13 protein-coding genes and 4 tRNA genes are annotated in these 17,432 nt (G+C 44.6%); 11 read left to right on the top strand and 6 right to left on the bottom strand.

Going from position 1 to position 17,432, the window contains the following annotated elements:
• The first annotated feature begins 25 nt into the window (after positions 1–25).
• The 10 genes from uvrY to nspC all read left to right on the top strand — a co-directional run bounded on the left by uvrY (position 26) and on the right by nspC (position 10,229).
• The gene (uvrY, locus tag BCU34_RS07900; protein ID WP_004729778.1) at positions 26–670 is read left to right on the top strand and encodes a UvrY/SirA/GacA family response regulator transcription factor; all 645 of its coding nucleotides are present in this window, start codon (positions 26–28) and stop codon (positions 668–670) included.
• 15 nt (positions 671–685) lie between these two features.
• Entirely contained in the window at positions 686–2,518 is a 1,833-nt protein-coding gene (gene uvrC / locus BCU34_RS07895; protein ID WP_102432892.1) for an excinuclease ABC subunit UvrC, read from the top strand.
• A 46-nt stretch (positions 2,519–2,564) separates the two neighbouring features.
• Positions 2,565–3,122, top strand: coding sequence for a CDP-diacylglycerol--glycerol-3-phosphate 3-phosphatidyltransferase (gene pgsA / locus BCU34_RS07890; protein WP_048659595.1), 558 nt, complete (start codon positions 2,565–2,567; stop codon positions 3,120–3,122).
• A 266-nt stretch (positions 3,123–3,388) separates the two neighbouring features.
• A tRNA-Cys gene (locus tag BCU34_RS07885) sits at positions 3,389–3,462 on the top strand.
• A 36-nt stretch (positions 3,463–3,498) separates the two neighbouring features.
• Positions 3,499–3,574, top strand: a tRNA-Gly gene (locus tag BCU34_RS07880).
• An 80-nt stretch (positions 3,575–3,654) separates the two neighbouring features.
• Positions 3,655–3,741 (top strand) — tRNA-Leu (locus BCU34_RS07875).
• A gap of 32 nt (positions 3,742–3,773) precedes the next feature.
• Positions 3,774–3,849, top strand: a tRNA-Gly gene (locus BCU34_RS07870).
• Positions 3,850–4,725: 876 nt separating this feature from the next.
• Positions 4,726–7,665 carry a pyridoxal phosphate-dependent class III aminotransferase gene (locus tag BCU34_RS07865; protein WP_170960861.1) on the top strand — a complete coding sequence of 980 codons (2,940 nt, stop codon included), beginning with the start codon at positions 4,726–4,728 and terminating at the stop codon, positions 7,663–7,665.
• Positions 7,666–7,673: 8 nt separating this feature from the next.
• Positions 7,674–8,924 carry a carboxynorspermidine synthase gene (locus BCU34_RS07860; protein WP_102479442.1) on the top strand — a complete coding sequence of 417 codons (1,251 nt, stop codon included), beginning with the start codon at positions 7,674–7,676 and terminating at the stop codon, positions 8,922–8,924.
• Positions 8,925–9,095: 171 nt separating this feature from the next.
• Complete coding sequence (gene nspC, locus BCU34_RS07855; protein WP_048664720.1) at positions 9,096–10,229, top strand: carboxynorspermidine decarboxylase; 1,134 nt, start codon at positions 9,096–9,098, stop codon at positions 10,227–10,229.
• Between the two features lie 66 nt (positions 10,230–10,295).
• Here nspC and BCU34_RS07850 read toward each other — a convergent pair whose 3' ends face one another.
• The 4 genes from BCU34_RS07850 to BCU34_RS07835 all read right to left on the bottom strand — a co-directional run bounded on the left by BCU34_RS07850 (position 10,296) and on the right by BCU34_RS07835 (position 14,344).
• The gene (locus tag BCU34_RS07850; RefSeq protein WP_102432891.1) at positions 10,296–10,838 is read right to left on the bottom strand and encodes a DUF1566 domain-containing protein; all 543 of its coding nucleotides are present in this window, start codon (positions 10,836–10,838) and stop codon (positions 10,296–10,298) included.
• Positions 10,838–12,478: a DUF1566 domain-containing protein gene (locus BCU34_RS07845; RefSeq protein WP_102479444.1), complete on the bottom strand. Its 1,641-nt coding sequence runs from the start codon at positions 12,476–12,478 to the stop codon at positions 10,838–10,840. Before BCU34_RS07845 ends, BCU34_RS07850 begins: the two co-directional genes overlap by 1 nt.
• 190 nt (positions 12,479–12,668) lie before the next feature.
• A complete protein-coding gene (locus BCU34_RS07840; RefSeq protein WP_019820630.1) occupies positions 12,669–13,181 on the bottom strand; it encodes a glycine cleavage system protein R in 513 nt (170 codons plus the stop codon).
• A gap of 254 nt (positions 13,182–13,435) precedes the next feature.
• Positions 13,436–14,344 (bottom strand): DUF3943 domain-containing protein, encoded by a 909-nt coding sequence (locus tag BCU34_RS07835; RefSeq protein ID WP_102432889.1) that lies wholly within the window; start codon positions 14,342–14,344, stop codon positions 13,436–13,438.
• Positions 14,345–14,554: 210 nt separating this feature from the next.
• Here BCU34_RS07835 and BCU34_RS07830 point away from each other — a divergent pair, with 210 nt between their 5' ends.
• Complete coding sequence (locus BCU34_RS07830; protein WP_102478572.1) at positions 14,555–15,793, top strand: CinA family nicotinamide mononucleotide deamidase-related protein; 1,239 nt, start codon at positions 14,555–14,557, stop codon at positions 15,791–15,793.
• 161 nt (positions 15,794–15,954) lie between these two features.
• Here BCU34_RS07830 and BCU34_RS07825 read toward each other — a convergent pair whose 3' ends face one another.
• Positions 15,955–16,800, bottom strand: coding sequence for a dimethyl sulfoxide reductase anchor subunit family protein (locus BCU34_RS07825; RefSeq protein WP_102432887.1), 846 nt, complete (start codon positions 16,798–16,800; stop codon positions 15,955–15,957).
• 1 nt (position 16,801) lies between these two features.
• On the bottom strand, positions 16,802–17,422 hold the full coding sequence (locus BCU34_RS07820; protein ID WP_004733360.1) for a DMSO/selenate family reductase complex B subunit: 621 nt from the start codon (positions 17,420–17,422) through the stop codon (positions 16,802–16,804).
• Positions 17,423–17,432: the final 10 nt, after the last annotated feature.

Genomic DNA, 17,432 nt, shown 5'->3' with positions numbered 1-17,432 from the left:
CAATTAATAGTGTGGAGATACAAGTTTGATAAATGTTTTCCTTGTAGATGATCACGAGCTGGTTCGCACAGGGATACGACGTATTATTGAAGACGTCCGTGGAATGAACGTAGCAGGGGAAGCTGAAAGCGGTGAAGATGCTGCAAAATGGTGTCGTACTAACAATACTGACGTTATTTTGATGGATATGAATATGCCTGGTATTGGTGGCTTAGAGGCAACCAAGAAAATCTTGCGTTTCAACCCTGATGTTAAAATCATCGTTTTAACTGTTCATACGGAAAATCCGTTTCCAACTAAAGTGATGCAAGCTGGAGCTGCTGGTTACCTTACTAAAGGGGCAGGTCCGGATGAAATGGTAAATGCAATTCGAGTGGTTAACAGTGGCCAACGATACATTTCACCAGAAATTGCGCAGCAGATGGCTTTGAGCCAATTCTCTCCTGCGTCTGAAAATCCATTCGCAGACTTATCTGAACGTGAACTTCAAATCATGATGATGATTACCAAAGGTCAGAAAGTGACGGATATTTCAGAACAACTCAATCTAAGTCCTAAAACAGTCAACAGTTACCGCTACCGTTTGTTCAGCAAGCTGGATATCAGTGGCGATGTAGAGCTGACGCATTTAGCGATTAGACATGGAATGTTAGACACTGAGACCCTTTAACACTGAGATCGTATAGTGACCAACTTGTTTGACTCAGTCTCATTCCTCAAGACAGTAACAGAGCAGCCCGGCGTTTATCGAATGTATAACGCTGAGGCTGTCGTTATCTACGTCGGTAAAGCTAAGAACCTCAAAAAACGCCTTTCTAGTTATTTTCGTAAAAAAGTCGACAGTGAAAAAACACGCGCTCTAGTCAGCAATATTGACAAGATCGATGTCACTGTAACGCACACGGAAACCGAAGCTCTTATTCTTGAGCATAACTACATCAAGCAGTACCTACCTAAATACAACGTACTTCTGCGTGATGATAAGTCGTACCCTTATATTTTTATTAGCGGTCACAAGCATCCTCGTTTGTCGATGCACCGTGGTGCTAAAAAGAAAAAGGGTGAATATTTTGGTCCTTATCCTGATTCCGGCGCTGTGCGTGAGACGCTGCACCTAATACAAAAAATCTTTCCTGCCCGCCAGTGTGAAGATACGGTTTATGCCAACAGAACACGTCCATGTTTGATGTATCAGATTGGCCGTTGTGCTGCGCCATGTGTCAGCTCGATTATCTCTGACGAAGAGTACAGCGAGCTTATCGACTATGTTCGTCTGTTCCTGCAAGGAAAGGATAAATTAGTCCTTGAGACGCTCATCGAAAAGATGGACACAGCAAGCCGAGAGCTTCGCTTTGAGCAAGCGGCCGCTTTCCGTGATCAAATCCAAGCGATTCGACGCGTGCAAGAACAACAGTATGTATCTGACGATTCAATGGAAGATATGGACGTGTTGGGCTTTGCTCAAGAGAATGGCGTAGCGTGTATTCATATCTTGATGATTCGCCAAGGCAAGGTTTTAGGCAGTAGAAGCCATTTCCCTAAAATTCCAAACAATACGGTGCGAGAAGAGGTCTTTTCGAGTTTTCTAAGCCAATACTATCTTGCGCATAATGAAGCGAGAACCATCCCAACTCGTCTGATTCTCAATGCCGATTTGATGGAAGATGTGACACCGATTCAAGAAGCTTTGTGTGAAGTTGCGGGTCGTAAGATCCACTTCAATACCAACCCTTCAGGGACTCGAGGTCGTTACCTTAAGTTGTCGAACACCAATGCATTGACGGCTATTACTACCAAGATTAATCACAAGATGACGATTAATCAGCGCTTCAAAGAGCTTCAAGAAGTGCTGTCGATGGATGCTATCAAGCGAATGGAATGTTTCGATATCAGTCATACCATGGGTGAAAGTACGATAGCTTCTTGTGTGGTATTTAATCAAGAAGGCCCGGTTAAACCGGAGTACCGTCGTTACAACATCACCGGCATTACCGGTGGTGATGACTACGCTGCGATGGCTCAGGCGCTTGAGAGGCGTTATTCGAAGCAACTCGATGTCGACAAGATCCCAGACATTATCTTTATCGATGGTGGCAAAGGTCAACTAAACCGCGCTCATGAGATCATTTCTCAATATTGGGGGGATTGGCCGTTTAGACCAAGAATGATGGGTATTGCGAAAGGCGTGACTCGTAAACCTGGTTTAGAGACTCTAGTGACCCTAGAAGGGGAAGAGTTCAATTTACCCAGTGATGCGCCAGCACTACACCTTATCCAGCACATCCGTGATGAAAGCCATAATCATGCGATTGCAGGGCATAGAGCTAAACGTGGCAAAACACGTAGAACCAGTGCTTTGGAAGGAATTGAAGGGGTAGGGCCTAAACGTCGTCAAGCGTTGCTGAAATATATGGGTGGCTTACAAGAACTTAAGCGTGCAACTGTCGAAGAAATAGCCAAAGTGCCGGGCATTAGTCATTCTTTGGCAGAAAACATTTATCAAGCATTGAAACAATAGTAAAAATCCCGCACCATTAAAGCGCAATTAATAAGAGCCCAATAATATGCGTTTGAATATACCTAACATTTTGTCCTTACTGAGACTATTTTTGATCCCAGTATTCGTTGTCGTTTTTTATCTACCTTATCAATGGGCTCCTTTTGCTGCTGCGATGGTGTTTTGGGTGGCAGGCTTTACTGATTGGCTAGATGGTATGCTGGCTCGCAAGTTAGGGCAAACGTCTCGTTTTGGCGCATTCATTGACCCAGTGGCTGACAAAGTGTTGGTTGCTACGGCACTTATCCTGATTACTGAGCATTACCACTCAATCTGGGTGACGATTCCAGCGGTGACCATGATTGCTCGTGAGATCATCATTTCAGCACTTCGTGAATGGATGGCTGAAATCGGTAAACGTGCAAGTGTTGCGGTATCTTGGGTTGGTAAAGTCAAAACCGTTTCTCAGATGTTCGCCCTTTGGGTGCTTATCTGGCGCTATGACGACTGGATGGTTTGGGTAGGATACATTGCACTCTATGTCGCAACCGTTCTTACTTACTGGTCAATGGCGCAATACTTGATGGCCGCTAAAGACGATTTGTTAGACGAAAAACATCATTGATGAAGAAGCGAGCTGAGGCTCGCTTTTTTGATCTTTAACCTAAGGTTAAGCCATCAATAGCGGATATCTAATGTGATATAGATCTCCTTTGAATAACCCGCTCACAGTGTGTTTTGAACATAAAGTCAGCTATTTGGCCTGTTTCGTATGAAATCTATTCAAACGAATTAAAAATACAAAAATAATATTGACTCAATCGTCTGAATCCGTAGAATGCACCCCGTACCCAAGAGGATGGCAATAAGCGATTCGATTGGAGTTACTAAGGCGCCTTGGCAGAGTGGCTATGCAGCGGATTGCAAATCCGTGGACCTCGGTTCGACTCCGGGAGGCGCCTCCATTCTCTCTTTCTTCTAGAAAGAATATGAATGAAAATGCGATACTAGCTCAGTTGGTAGAGCGCAACCTTGCCAAGGTTGAGGTCATCGGTTCGAACCCGATGTATCGCTCCAAATTTTGTAATGTTGATTGGCGTCAGCATTAAGATGGTGTTTTACTTTTCAGTAATCGGCATCGCAATAAAGAATTGCGTGCCCTGGTGGTGGAATTGGTAGACACAAGGGATTTAAAATCCCTCGGCGTTCGCGCTGTGCCGGTTCAAGTCCGGCCCGGGGCACCATCTATTAAAGTCTTTATCTTGATAAAGCAAATGCGATACTAGCTCAGTTGGTAGAGCGCAACCTTGCCAAGGTTGAGGTCATCGGTTCGAACCCGATGTATCGCTCCAAATTAAAAAGCCCGAACAGAAATGTTCGGGCTTTTTGGTTTCTGGCGTTCAGCGTTTCCATATCTGTACTTTTGTTGTTTGAATCCATACTCAAAATTCACTTCTATTTTTATTTCAAAATTTCGCAATTAAGTTCGTTTAGAACAGTTAGTTTTTAAAAGCGAGATCCCCTATGAACTCGTTCCTCGTACCAGGGAATGATGTAAAGGCGGCACAGCCTCAAGCCATCACTAACACCGCCTATATACCTGTGTCGTCACCCTCGGGCATGAGGAACGAATGAACCGGAGATCTCTTTCTTAAACGATATTGCTGACGATATTTTCAGCAATTGCTTAGCCACCACTGCTATTTATCAGGCTATTATTAAAAACTATTGATCGTTCATTTCACTTTATGTTACTTTCCTGCGCAATCTCGGAATGAACAATGTTCAAGAAGAGCAACGATTGCTTCTGGGGGATACGCGTAGTGACCATTCTTGCTGATTGGGACATTACGTAGGGTAGGTATTGGCTAGTCCTTTAGCTGATAGACGGGATACTTATGGCGCAGTTCGCCATGTTAATGGGAAACCCAACATTGAACACACTAATTACAACATTGCTAATCAGCTCTGCATTTCCAAAGGGCTCAGCTCCTCATAGCTGCCCGATCCTGCAAAAATGTCCAATTCTTCAAAACAGTAGCATTACTGAACCTTGAGCTCACGCTAACAATTTATCGCTGTCTTAAGACGGCTTAATTTCGTATTCGTCATTTGACTTATGCGAGCGTACAGCTATATCTCATTTCTAGACAATACGCGTGCTTCACTATGAACTCTCTCCAAATTTAACGAGAGTTGGTGGGTAATTGCGTCTGATGGAGGTGAGTATGAACACATTCAAGGGGACTTTTATGACTACCGCCTTTGAAGTCGATATCAATACTATCGCAAATTCATTTTCAACTATGGTTCCTATCTTAGAGGGAACGTACGACCTAACACCTGACGCTATTTTGCTAGAGCAAGAACAGCATGAGTCGGATGTTCGCTCTTACCCAAGACGCCTGCCGATTGCTATTAAACGAGCATGTGGCGCTTTAGTTGAAGATACTCGTGGCCAACTGATTCTCGATTGCTTAGCCGGTGCAGGTACACTTTCTTTGGGTTACAACCACCCTGAGATTAACCAAGCACTTAAAGACCAGCTCGATTCTGGTTTGCCATACCAAACACTTGATATCACGACTCAAGCAAAAGAGACGTTTATCAAGCGAGTTAAAGCTTTTCTCCCTCAAGACTTTTCAGATAACTCGGTTCTTCAATTCTGTGGCCCATCTGGTGCTGATGCTGTGGAAGCGGCGATCAAGCTCGCTAAGCAAACCACAGGTCGTAACACCATGTTTGCGTTCCGTGGTGCTTACCATGGCATGACTAACGGCACCATGGGTATGATGGGTAACCTAGGTACTAAAGAACGTCGTAGCGGTTTGATGTCTGACGTACATTTCATGCCTTTCCCATACAACCTTCGTTGCCCGTTTGGCATTGGTGGTGAAGCGGGGGCTAACGCGAGCATTCGTTATATCGAACGTATGTTGAACGACGACGAGTCTGGCATCATGAAGCCGGCTGCGATGATCGTTGAGCCTGTGCAAGGAGAGGGCGGTGTGATTCCGGCTCCGGCGTCTTGGCTACAAGGTTTACGACGCATCTGTAATGAACACGGAATCCTACTGATTTTTGATGAAATCCAGTGTGGTGTCGGCAAAACAGGTCATCGATTCGCGTTTGAAGAGTCAGGCGTTAACCCTGATATCTTATGTTTGTCTAAAGCGATTGGTGGCGGACTGCCTATGTCGCTGCTTGTATTCGATAAGAGCATTGATACATGGAAAGCGGGTGAGCACACTGGTACTTTCCGTGGTAACCAATTAGCAATGGTGTCTGGCGCTAAGGCGTTGGAAATCATCGAACGTGATGGGTTGGTTGAGCACGCGAACATCGCAGGCCAATACTTACGTCATGGGCTTGAGAAGATTCAATCTCGCGTTAACTGTATTGCTGAAGTTCGTGGTAAAGGTCTAATGCTTGGCACTGAGATCAAGCAACCAAGCGGCGAACTTAACAAATTTGGTGAACCGAAATCAGACGGTGAACTCACCCTAGCGATTCAACGCGCAGCACTAGAGCGTGGTTTGATGGTCGAGAAGGGCGGTCGTGATGGTTCTGTGATTCGCTTCCTACCACCGATGATTATCTCTTTTGAGCAGATTGACTTTGCATTGCGCGTCATGGAAGAAGCGATCATCGCAGCAGGTGGTGGTTTACAAAAAGACCCAGCTTCAAGCGAACAAGCAAACCAAGAATGGAACAAGCATTTCATCCAGACAGGTTTAGGCGGTAGCGACGAATTCGCTAACGTGATGAACCAAACCACTCAAGCGATGAAAGCGGTTTTTGAGCAAGTTGAAACGCCATACTCAGGTCTAGAACCTAAAGTACTAGAGGCCGCTATCAAAGCTGTCGACCTCGATAACAATCAACACGCTTTGGTTGATGTTGTAGATAGCACTGCAGACCTTGTCGCTGCAAACTCCATCTTCGTGCAACACCCAGACTGTATTGCACACCTCCACACTCCTCCTCTTATGGCTTCGGTAGCGGCGGAATCAATCATCGCGGCGTTGAATCAATCAATGGATTCATGGGACCAAGCGTCTGCTGCGACTTATGTTGAGCAGCGAGTGGTGGATTGGATGTGTGACAAGTACCAACTTGGCGACCAAGCGGACGGTGTTTTCACTAGTGGCGGCACGCAAAGTAACCTAATGGGCTTATTGCTAGCGAGAGACTGGATTGCTGATAAACACGATGGTCACTCAATCCAAAAGCTGGGTTTACCAGATTACGCGAGCAAGCTTCGTATCTTGTGCTCAAACAAATCTCACTTCACGGTTCAAAAGTCCGCTTCACTACTTGGTTTAGGCGAGAGCGCGGTGTGCTGCGTTGAAACATACGCAAACGGAACTATCAAACCGGATTTATTAGACGCAGAAATCAAAGCACTTAAAGCTCAAGGCCTGATTCCTTTTGCTGTAGTCGGTACAGCAGGTACAACCGATCACGGTGCTATCGACGACCTTGATGCGATTGCAGACATCGCAAGCCAACAAGGTCTTTGGTTCCATGTCGACAGTGCTTACGGTGGCGCGCTTATCTTAAGCAGCCATAAAGCTCGTTTACAAGGCATCGAGAAAGCGGACTCTGTAAGTGTCGATTTCCATAAGCTTTTTTATCAAACAGTCAGCTGTGGTGCGGTGTTGTTGAAAGACAAAGCGAACTTTAAGTACCTTCTGCATCACGCAGATTACCTAAACCGCGAACACGATGAGCTGCCGAACTTAGTCGATAAGTCTATCGCGACTACCAAGCGTTTTGATGCATTGAAAGTCTTCATGACTATGCAAAGTGTTGGTCCAAAGCAGTTGGGCGATATGTACGACCATCTTCTTGAGCAAACGCTAGAAGTGGCAGACCTGATTCAAAACCAAGCTGACTTAGAGCTACTCGCGGAGCCTTCACTATCAACAGTGTTGTTCCGATCTAAGCCGTCAGCAAACGGCGAGCTAGATTTAGACAAACTGAATCAAACGCTAAGACTGGAAGCGCTGACTCGTGGCGTTGCAGTATTGGGTGAAACGGTCGTGGATGGTAAGAGTGCGCTTAAATTCACTATCTTGAATCCGTGCCTAAAGACATCAGATTTCAAATCTCTAATTAACAAAATTCAAACTCTAGCCACTGAGCTAGCAGAACAACAAGGGTAATTAATACTATGGCTATTCTACAAATTGGTGCAGGCGGCGTTGGTTGGGTTGTTGCACACAAAGCAGCACAAAATAACGAAGTACTGGGTGATATCACAATCGCTTCTCGCACAATCGCGAAGTGTGAAAAAATCATCGAATCGATTAAAGGTAAAAACAACCTTAAAGATTCAACTAAAAAACTAGAAGCTCGCGCAGTAAACGCTGACGATGTTGATGCACTTGTTACTCTGATTAACGAAGTGAAACCAGACCTAGTAATCAACGCTGGTCCTCCTTGGGTAAACATGGCGATCATGGAAGCGTGTTACCAAGCAAAAGTATCTTACCTAGATACATCGGTAGCGGTTGACCTATGTTCTGAAGGCCAACAAGTACCACAAGCTTACGATTGGCAGTGGGGTTACCGTGAGAAGTTTGCTGAAGCAGGCATCACAGGTATTCTTGGTGCGGGTTTCGATCCAGGTGTGGTTTCAGTATTTGCAGCGCACGCGGTTAAGCACTTGTTCGATGAAATCGATACGATCGACGTAATGGACGTAAACGCAGGCGATCATGGTAAGAAGTTTGCGACAAACTTTGACCCAGAAACGAACATGCTTGAGATCCAAGGTGATTCTTTCTACTGGGAAAATGAAGAGTGGAAACAAGTACCTTGCCACTCTCGTATGCTTGAGTTTGATTTCCCTAACTGTGGTTCTCACAAAGTTTACTCAATGGCGCACGATGAAGTTCGTTCAATGAAGGAATTCATCCCAGCTAAGCGTATCGAATTCTGGATGGGCTTTGGTGATGCTTACCTGAACTACTTCAACTGCATGCGTGATATCGGTCTTCTGAGCCCAGATCCGCTAACACTGCGCGATGGCACTGTTGTTCAACCTCTACATGTTCTTAAAGCTCTATTGCCAGACCCAACGTCTTTGGCTCCGGGTTACACAGGTTTAACGTGTATCGGTACTTGGGTTCAAGGTAAGAAAGATGGCAAAGAGCGCAGCGTATTCATCTACAATAACGCAGACCACGAAGTGGCTTACGAAGACGTAGAACACCAAGCGATCTCTTACACAACCGGTGTTCCAGCAATTACTGCTGCACTTCAGTTCTTCCGTGGTGAATGGGCTGATAAAGGCGTGTTCAACATGGAACAGCTAAACCCAGACCCGTTCCTAGCAACCATGCCTGAAATCGGTCTAGACTGGCACGTTCAAGAGCTAGAACCTGGGCAAGGTCTACCTCTAATCCATACTTTGAAGTAATTTTGGCTCTTTGCCCTCGTTGCGTTGCCCTAGCGACAAGGTCAAAGCTCTGCGAATTCAATTCAAAGTCATATGAATGACGAGAACGTATAACTACAAGCCGATGCATTAGCGTCGGCTTTGTTCGATTATCATGTGCCTTCGTGAACTCGAGGGCCGCAAGGTATTAACATGCAAAACAACGAACTAAAAACGCCTTATTTCATGATCAACGAAGACAAGTTGATTGCGAATCTAGAGAAAGCGAAGCAGCTGAAAGAGATTTCAGGTGTGAAGCTAGTATTGGCACTGAAGTGTTTCTCTACATGGGGTGTGTTTGACATCATCAAGCCTTACCTCGATGGCACGACAAGCTCTGGCCCGTACGAAGTAAAACTTGGTCATGAAACCTTTGGCGGTGAAACGCACGCTTACAGTGTGGGTTACAGCGAAGATGACGTGAGAGAAGTTGCGGATATTTGCGACAAGATGATCTTCAACTCGCAAAGCCAATTCGAAGCTTACCGTCATATTGTTGAAGGTAAAGCCTCGCTGGGTTTACGTCTAAATCCGGGCGTAAGCTACGCAGGACAAGACTTAGCAAACCCTGCGCGTCAATTCTCGCGTTTGGGCGTACAAGCTGACCATATCAAGCCTGAAATCTTTGATGAGATTAATGGCGTGATGTTCCACATGAACTGTGAGAACAAAGACGTCGATGCCTTTATTGGTTTGCTTGATTCAATCTCAGAACAGTTTGGGGATCACCTAGATAAGTTAGATTGGGTGAGCATGGGCGGCGGCGTGTTCTTCACATGGCCGGGCTACGACATCGAGAAACTTGGTCTTGCGCTAAAAGCCTTCTCTGAAAGACACGGCGTGCAGATGTACCTTGAGCCGGGTGAAGCTATCATCACTAAAACGACAGATTTAGTTGTGACAGTGGTTGATATTGTTGAGAACGTGAAGAAAACGGCGATTGTGGATTCAGCTACCGAGGCTCACCGCCTTGACACGCTTATCTACAACGAGCCTGCATCGGTATTGGAAGCGTCTGAAAACGGAAGTCATGACTACGTGATTGGTTCGTGTTCATGTCTGGCGGGCGATCAGTTTTGTGAAACAAGCTTTGACGAGCCGCTGAAAATAGGTCAAAAGCTTCACCTATTGGATAGTGCAGGTTACACCATGGTGAAACTGAACTGGTTCAATGGTCTGAAAATGCCATCAATCTACTGCGAACGCAGCAGTGGTGAAGTTCAGAAGCTAAATGAATTCGGCTATGAAGACTTCAAACGCTCATTATCACAATGGTCGATTAAGTAACTGAACATTGCATGAGAACAAAAGAGCAGCCGATGAGCTGCTCTTTTGTTCTGTACAGTGATAAACCTAATTAAATGTTTTCACTAAGCGAACAAGAGGATGTGGAATATCATCTGGGTCTGTAATGACTTCTAAAGCTTCTTCAAAATCAATAATTAAACCATCATAGTCACTGTTGATTTTATGAGCGTCAGGAGTATTAGTCCAATATGGTTCGTTGGTTGTAGTCGGGAAGTGTGTCAGGTTGATTGCTGGTCTAGTACAGCTATAGTCAACGATTGAACTTAACTCTTTGATATTAGGCAACCTAAAACCAACCTGACCTGCGATAGTGGTCAGATTCGAATCTTCAGTTGCGATAAGTGCATCCTGCCAATTTTGATATTTAATCGCGGTACCATCACATGTGTCATTGGATTGATTGTAGATTTCGCCTAGGTTGCATTTTGACCAAAGCAAATTAGTCGTTACGTCGAGTAATGTCCCATCTTTACGGTCAATAAATTGCCCGTCTTGGTGAGAGGGAGTTTGAGTTTGCACGCAGGTTTGCGCGATGGCATTTGCACTTAACAGAGAGGCAATTACACCTAAGCATAGTTTTAGTTTCATTACTCAATACCTCCACTTACAGCCACAATTCCTGTTGAGCCTGCGATGTTTTTATTACAAAGCTCAAGCTCTCCATTTTGAGAGTCGATACATCTAGCACTACCATCTTGTTTAACAGAGCTAGAGTGCGTGAAGAGTCGGTCTCCAAGATTAGGAAAGAAATCAATGGCTCCTACTGGTGCAGTGCCGACATTGAAGTTGATAAATGAACGAGCTTCAACAGGTGAAGGTAAGCGCCAATCTGTAATACCGCAAATAGAGCGACTGTTTAGACTACTAATATAACTACTTGTATTACAGTAGTTACTTCCTGAACCATCGTTAATGTATGCACATTGAGAAGAGATCGGGCCGACGCTGTACAATAGATCATTGCGTGCTCCGGCATAGCCACCATTGGTTGTATTATCAGAGTCGTGCCAAGTATATGTGTACGAAGCGCTTCGCCATGAGCTTGATTGACTGTCCCATGGATAAGGGTGGGCATCAGGGTTGTCTTTATGGTTCTTAACCCAGGTATCGACCGCGGACTGACTCGGCAGTGCTACCGGATCTTGTTTTGCTTCAATATATAATCCGGTATGCTCATCTTTAACACAGCGCCAATCAGTAGCGCTAGGTATTAGAGGGTTCCCGTGAGCATCTAGCTTGGTGTAGCGGAAGCCATATCCCCCATCCGAATGTTCACTTCCATTTGTGACATCTAAACCAAAATCGGCATCTTGATTTGGATGTGATACTGGAGGAGTGACGCTGTCGTAGTCTGTTCCATCAAAATAAGTGACATACCCAGTATCATTAAAACTTTTCTGCCCCGGAATATAGAACGCGAGAGTGTTTTTACTCGAATCGATAGTCGCGTTACCAACGGAAGCTATCGTGTAGATTACCGATTCGCCACCTTCATCGAAGCTATCATCACGAGCAGAAAAAGTGATATTTGTTGATAGGGTTTCTGCTGGCAATTTAAGAGTTAACTCTGATATATCAACAGTAAAGTCCTCAGGCGCGGCAATACCAGTTTGAGTTAAGGTAAGTGTTACATCTTGAGATGTGTAATGACTCAAAACAGCTTGTTGAATAATGCTGTCACCTTCTACAACGGTACTTAAGTCGTTACTAAAACTAACTGTTGGTTGAGTATCGCTATCATCAATGGTTACTACAGTTCGTTCGTTTGAAAGAGTGTAATTTGTACCGTTATCTGCGCTAATAGAGTAATGAAGTGTTTTACTGCCCTCATACAGATTATTGTGTATAAGGTTTAGTGGTAGAGCTGCGCTGGTTGCACCTGCCGCAATTTTGACGTTTTGACTTGATATAGCATCGTAGTTTTTGAAGGTGCCATTAGAGTGAGTTGTCACGTCACTAGTTAAGATAGTTAAGGTGAGTTCTTGAGCTAATGCTTCGGAAAGAGAAACGGTAATGGATTCTGTTTTCGACCCTGATTGTGGTTCAGAAAATGAGACACTACTTGGGATGCTAAGCGTAATAGGAGAAGATGACGTACTTGAAGTTGTTCCCGTAGTCGTTGTTCCACTATCGTTATTTTCATGACCACTTTTGCAACCGCTAAACAGTGTCGTAAGAAGGATTGCTGAGATGACATTGAGCTGCCAACTCGACCTTTTTCTTTCCATGTGTGAACCTAAGCTACTAAATTATATAAGATATCTATCGTATCAAAAAAATTATATAAATGCTTAATTTCATATGCTATGGCTATGTATTTTAGGTGTTTTGATGGTTTTTTTTGTAAGTAATGTAAGAGAGGTCTTATTTATGAGGTGACCTCCCAACGATCAAGGTATCGTCAGGAGGTAAGTTAAATTAGCTTTCAATCATCACACGAGTGTCTTCACTGAGTGTTTCGAGTTCATTAACTACATCATCGATTTGAACTTCGATTGGCAGCTTAACCGCTATTTTTGAAGTGAATAGGCTTGAGCTTACACCGCCGCCGCCTGCAATGAAGACTCGGTGGCAGTCCATGTCTAGAATGCTGATCCCTTGTCTATCTAATACATGTGTCACTTCATTGACGATACCTGCTCGGTCGTTAGAATCGAGTCTTAGGTGATGGATTGTGTCTTGGACATTATGCGTATGATCTGAATCGACAAACTGTACGATGAGATCTGGATTGGCGCTGAAAGCCTCTTTAACAATCGATTCGTTGATGGCTGGAAGTTGAACCTTGAGTACGCCTGCGACTTGGTCTTCAATAAAGTTCACTTTACTGATGAGCCATTTTCCGTCGTTTTCGTGAGTAACCGCAGCAAGCTGTTTGATTGTTGTTGGTGATGCTTTTCCGATAAAGTTTACGATAAATGTACTGTTCATATCAGCCCCCAAAGTTTCAATGATTTGTTGCGAATTAAATGTTTGATATCACGCGATAAAGTTCTTTAATTTCAGTGTAGAAGGTTACATCGAACAATGTTTGACCTACGTCAATTTTTGAAACTAAGCTGTGATGCAAAAAAAGAGAATGAAGAGTAGGGCACAAAAAAAAGCGGCTAGAGAGCCGCTTTTGGGATGAGTTGTCGTTTTTATTGGGAATGCAGTAACTTAAAACTTAGAGACTGAAAGCTGACTTAGAACGTTACTTTAAAGTTCATACCAACAAATTGAGAATCGTATCGTGCCCCAGCATCATAGGCGAATCGTGCTGCGTCTTGGTTATCCCACCAAGGGTTAGTATTCAGATTAACTTCTGCGTCACCGCCCCATGCATCACTTACCCAGTAGTGGATGTGACCAACAGGGTTTAGGAAGAATAGAGACACATCACCCATAGTTTGAGATCCCATCACTTCGCCACCTGAAGCAACGATGTCTTGCTCTGCTTCTAGCATCATTTCACCGACAACAGCACCAAAGAAAGGAGTGATAAAGAGGTCTTGCCATGAAGGTACTTCAGCAAACGCTTCTACGCCGTATTCCCAGAAGAACGTCGACATAGTCCAAGAGTATAAGAAAGACTCAAACTCATCGTAACCTGCGTGTCGAGCTGCAGTGTAGTAAACACCACCAAAATATGGGTGCATTACGTAGTTTAGGAAGTGTTCGTCACGGTCCCATACTGGGCCATCAGACACGTTATCTTTCCACTTTTTACCTAATGAGCTGATGTCACGTTGGTCATCATCCCACTTAGTGATACTTTCAGGTAGGAGAGTCATCAAACCCACCGTCGCGACACTCAGGCCAAGAATGGTGTAGGTTTGACCCATTAGGTAATCCCAATCCTTCTCCTGACTCACCAACAGGTGTTTTGGTTGTTGGATTGAGAAGTCGTACTCATCACTTGATTCGCTCAGTGCGTAATTGGTACTAGGCTTGTAGGTGTACAAGCTATCATTAACACAGTAATCTTGAGCACATTCATCCGAATAAGAAAGGTTGATTGGCTGGTCGAAGTCGTATTGGCTTGCAACCGAGTTAACTGACATTAGCATTGTAAATGCAGCAGTAACCTTTGCTAGTAACGGTGATTTGGCCACAAGGGTCTCCATGAGAAAGTTTGGAATTGATCAGGGTCACAATTATCTATTAAATGCCTGATTTAGGGAACTAATAATTTATAGCTTTTCCTAAGAAAACCTTAGGTTTAACATTATTAATATTAGTGAAAAGGCGGATTGCTCCAAATTCAACCATAGACCAGTTTGTAAATAATGCAGTGTCTTTTTATGACAACAAGGGATAGAAATATGACGAAAATCGCAATGTTAAGTACAGGTGAAGAAGTTCTTCATGGAGACATTGTAGATACAAACGCAGCTTGGATGTCTGGTGAGTTTTATCAGCATGGTTTTGCTCTTGCTAAGCGCTCAACTGTGGGTGATCAAATGAATGCTCTTGTTGAAGAACTGCTGATGCTGAGCTTTAACTATGATGTGGTTATCGTTAATGGTGGTCTAGGGCCGACAACCGATGATATGAGTGCAGCCGCCGCTGCAACTGCTTCAGAGCAGAAACTCGTCATGTTCCCTGAATGGCTGGCTCGTATGGAAGAGATGTTCTCAGGACGCGGTATGCCGATGCCTGACAGCAACCTTAAGCAAGCCTTGTTGCCAGCAAGCTCTGAGATTGTCGATAACCCTGTCGGTACTGCATGTGGCTTCAAGCTGAAAATCAACGATGCGACTTTCTATTTCACGCCGGGTGTACCGAGTGAGTTCAAACGTATGGTGACGTTTGAGATTCTTCCTGACTTGTCGCGTACCTACCCTCAAGTGGTTGCCTCTGAATGCAGTCGACTGTTTACGTTTGGTTTGTCTGAATCGGGTATCTCGGATGTGTTAGACCAGCTTAAGCTGCCAGAAGGTTATGAGTTGGGTTATCGCTCTTATTTGCCTTTCATTGAGGTCAAACTGTTTGGTCCTAAGGCAGACTTAGAAACTCGCGTTAAGCTTCTGCAAATGGTGTACAAGCTGCTAGAGAGTAACGTAGTCAGCGTTGATGAGCCGATGATTGACCATATTGGGCATATCATGGCAGAGAGAAAGAAAACCTTGTCTGTATCTGAAGTGTCGACCAAAGGTGCGCTTTCAGCTTGGCTACAATCGAATGAGCAGCTTGAAGATTGCTTTGGGCATTCTTGGGTGATGGCTGAACCCAAAGAGAGTGAGCTTGAAAAGAGCGATCCATTAGCCGTCACCTTTGCTCTGGCTGGCGCAACAAGAGAGAAGTGCGAAACCGAATTGGCTTTGGTGACTGGTAAGTTAGAAGGCAACACATTCAGCGTTGCATTGTCGACTGAAGCAGGCGAGTGGGGGCAGGTGCTTGAGTTTTATCGTCAGTACTCGCGTGAAGACCAACGCAACGTGATTAAGACCGTTGCCGCCGATATGCTGAGAAGGCATCTAGACAACAAACCGATGTTTGGTACTTACTCTTCGGTTAAGCGATTGAAAGACATGTTTATTCCAGCGGCTATCATTAAGTAACTATGTAAGCGAAATCGCAAAGTCTGTACTAAAAACGCTAGAAAAAACGCAATAAAAAGGCCCAACATCTAAATAGGTGTTGGGCCTTTTGTTTATCTAGCCTTCTAGATAACTAAACAAGCAGCGACTTTTACACGTAACTCATGTCTGTAAGAACTTGATTACAAACCGCTTGTCATATGTAAGCTGTAGAACAAACCACGGCCGATTAACTCTGAAGCCAAGAACAATACTAGTGCTAAGCCGAGGTTCACTGGGTTCACTTTTGCTTTGTTCAGCATAGGTAGAATCCAAATCAACAAGCTTGCCATTAGCAGTGCCACTTGAAGAATCACATAGCTACCTAAACCATCGACTAACTCAGACGCTTTTGCTGCTGAAGTTTGGATCTCACCGATTAGGTTCAGTTTTCCTACTGTTGCAAGCAAGCTGATAGCAACTGCGATAACAGCCAGCATGGTGATGTTACGGTCAACCGTAAAGCGGCTGTCGTTTGCGAACACAATCACGAACTGAGACAGCAGCAAGCCACCCACAACCATCGTCATGATGAAGCTTAGTGGTGTGTAGATGTTGTCCCATGTCGGTACTGTATTGATCATGTATACGTTGATCATCGCGTACATGAAGATAACACCCAGCACCATAGCGCCGACCACCAGTGCTTTTTGGATAGCTACGCCACCTTTCTTAACCACAGACAATAGCCATTGCAGGCCGCCTACTGCGAAGAATGCCGCACCGAAGAACACTTCGTTAGACAACCAAGCCGAGCCTAGTTGGTTAAAGGCATTAAACGCGCGCAGTGGAGAACCCAGGTGCGTTGTCGAGAACATGAAGCCAAGACCCATGAATGCCCACAGAATGAACATTGGAACCTTATAGCTGTTTAGTTTCTCTTCATCGTGACCAAGTACCAGTGCACGAGCACCAATCAGTAAGTAACCACCAACCGCAGTTTGCGCCAGCACCGTAAAGAAGATTAAAGACCACTCATGAAAAATCATCTTACACCTCCTTCGGGTTTGCTAGGTGACCACTGGTATCGCCAGTAGGCTTCGCGTTTTTGTTCAGCTTAATCACGATGTTTGGCAGTGTTTCGGTTGAAGATGGCAGTGGCGCCACATCTGCACCAGAGCCGTACTTCTCGCGAAGCGTATTGATTTCACCAAACTCCAATGCACGAAGTGGGCAAGACTCAACACAGATAGGCTGTTTGCCTTCTGAAACACGTTGGTAGCAACCATCGCACTTGGTCATGTGACCTTTCTTAGCATTGTATTGTGGTGCGCCGTAAGGACACGCATTGCTACAGTGCTGACAACCAATACACACACTTTCGTCAACCACAACCAAGCCGTCTTCATCACGTTTGTGCATTGCACCCGAAGGACACACTTTCACACACGCAGGGTTAGTACAGTGGTTACAAGCGATAGACAGGTAGTAAGAGAAAACATCTTTCTGAACCCAGGTATCGCCATCTTGAGTGAAGCCACCACCTGCGTATTCGTATACGCGACGGTAGTTCGTTTTGATGTCGAGATCGTTATAATCTTTACAAGCAAGCTGACAGGTTTTACAACCCGTGCATTTACTTGAATCAATGTAAAAGCCGTATTGTTTCATTCCAACCTAC

The organism is Vibrio sp. 10N.286.45.E10 (genome assembly GCF_002874195.2).
Taxonomy (GTDB): Bacteria; Pseudomonadota; Gammaproteobacteria; order Enterobacterales; family Vibrionaceae; genus Vibrio; species Vibrio crassostreae.
The sequence above is the reverse complement of the archived record's forward strand: the minus strand, read 5'-3'. Positions and strand labels throughout refer to the sequence as shown.

What these genes read in the sequence shown, in the direction of transcription:
- BCU34_RS07830 (WP_102478572.1), top strand. Translation starts at nt 14,555, where the DNA reads ATGACGAAAATCGCAATGTTAAGTACAGGTGAAGAAGTTCTTCATGGA.
- BCU34_RS07860 (WP_102479442.1), top strand. Translation starts at nt 7,674, where the DNA reads ATGGCTATTCTACAAATTGGTGCAGGCGGCGTTGGTTGGGTTGTTGCA.
- BCU34_RS07865 (WP_170960861.1), top strand. Translation starts at nt 4,726, where the DNA reads ATGAACACATTCAAGGGGACTTTTATGACTACCGCCTTTGAAGTCGAT.
- pgsA (WP_048659595.1), top strand. Translation starts at nt 2,565, where the DNA reads ATGCGTTTGAATATACCTAACATTTTGTCCTTACTGAGACTATTTTTG.
- nspC (WP_048664720.1), top strand. Translation starts at nt 9,096, where the DNA reads ATGCAAAACAACGAACTAAAAACGCCTTATTTCATGATCAACGAAGAC.
- BCU34_RS07840 (WP_019820630.1), bottom strand. Translation starts at nt 13,181, where the DNA reads ATGAACAGTACATTTATCGTAAACTTTATCGGAAAAGCATCACCAACA.
- BCU34_RS07820 (WP_004733360.1), bottom strand. Translation starts at nt 17,422, where the DNA reads ATGAAACAATACGGCTTTTACATTGATTCAAGTAAATGCACGGGTTGT.
- BCU34_RS07850 (WP_102432891.1), bottom strand. Translation starts at nt 10,838, where the DNA reads ATGAAACTAAAACTATGCTTAGGTGTAATTGCCTCTCTGTTAAGTGCA.
- BCU34_RS07825 (WP_102432887.1), bottom strand. Translation starts at nt 16,800, where the DNA reads ATGATTTTTCATGAGTGGTCTTTAATCTTCTTTACGGTGCTGGCGCAA.
- BCU34_RS07845 (WP_102479444.1), bottom strand. Translation starts at nt 12,478, where the DNA reads ATGGAAAGAAAAAGGTCGAGTTGGCAGCTCAATGTCATCTCAGCAATC.